This is a genomic window from Xanthomonas floridensis (assembly GCF_001642575.1).
In the GTDB taxonomy this organism is placed as follows: Bacteria; Pseudomonadota; Gammaproteobacteria; order Xanthomonadales; family Xanthomonadaceae; genus Xanthomonas; species Xanthomonas floridensis.
Window position 1 is genome coordinate 1 of the sequence record NZ_LXNG01000050.1, and the last position, 1,357, is coordinate 1,357.

At 58.6% G+C, this 1,357-nt stretch carries 1 protein-coding gene; it reads right to left on the minus strand.

The genetic code is table 11. The annotated features are described in order from the left end of the window. Positions 1–64: 64 nt before the first annotated feature. Positions 65–1,045, minus strand: a complete 981-nt coding sequence (locus A7D17_RS19225; protein WP_064510573.1) for an IS5-like element IS1646 family transposase — start codon at positions 1,043–1,045, stop codon at positions 65–67. Positions 1,046–1,357: the final 312 nt, after the last annotated feature.

The following is a 1,357-nucleotide window of genomic DNA, read 5'->3' on the forward strand; positions in this document are numbered from 1 at the left end:
GCTGACGGCGCTCAGATCCTCGATTTTTTGCCGTTTCCGGCGTGTTTGCAGGGTGTTGCCTGCGTTACAGGCGCACGCTCCCCATGGCAGGCAGTAACTGCTTTCGCTTCATCCACAGGTTTGACAGCGCAAACAGCGTCAGCACCTGCGCGGTGTTCTTCGCCAGGCCGCGATAGCGGACCTTGGTGTAACCGAACTGGCGCTTGATCACCCGGAACGGATGCTCCACCTTCGCGCGCACGCTGGCCTTGAAGTGTTCCCAACGCTGTTCCCGAGCACGCTCCCGCTTGTTGCCGATGGCTTGAAGCACCGAACGCTTGGCAGCAATGAAAAATGCAGCCTCGCAGTCCTGCAGTTCTTCGCGCTTATCCGCACCGGTGTAGCCGCTGTCGCCAAACACGCTGTCTTCTTTGCCATGCAGCAATGCGTGCGTCACCGTGACGTCGGCGACATTGGCCGCTGTGCAATGGACGTGGTGCACCAACCCGGAAAATTCATCCACGCCGATGTGCGCCTTCATCCCGAAATACCACTGATTGCCCTTCTTGGTCTGACGCATCTCAGGGTCGCGCGCATGGTCGGCATTCTTGGTCGAACTGGGCGCCGCGATCAGCGTCGCATCGACGATCGTGCCCGACCGCAGGCTCTGGCCCTTGCGCGCCAGGTGCGCGTTGACCGCTTCCAGCATCCGCGCGGCAAGGCCATGGGTCTCCAGCAGGCGCCGAAAGTTGAGAATCGTGGTCTCGTCCGGAACGTTGTCCAAGCCACCGAGCTGGGCAAAGCGCCGCAAGGTCGGGATCTCGTGCAGCGCTTCTTCCATCGCCGGATCGCTCAATGCATACCATTGCTGCAGCAAATGAATCCGCAACATCGTCGCCAGTGCGTACGGCTGCCGACCTGGCCGCCCCGATACTGGATAGTGCGGCGCGACCAGCCCGAGCAGTTGCTGCCACGGGACGACCTGCTCCATCTCGGCCAGGAAGATCTCCCGGCGCGTCTGCTTGCGCTTGCCCAGGCCCTCAGCGTCACCGAACGTCAGTTGCATGGATCACCCCTCAACATCAGGCGGGTAGTGTCGCGTATCTGTGGTGCGTTGTTCAGAGGTTCCCTAGTGCACGATACGAGAGGCGCATACTACTGGGCGTCTCATTGTTAGATCGTCACGTTACACAAAACGCGATTCCAAGCCACTTCTCAGGTAAATAATTCTCCCAAGATCGCGAGGTCATCTTGCGGAGCAAATGCTCCGCAAGATGGTTTAATACTAATTATCAATAGAACACAGTAACTGAAGTATCAGTTGTTTTTACGCCATAATTACATTACGGAGTGAGCCCCGCAGCAGCAGGCCCATTAC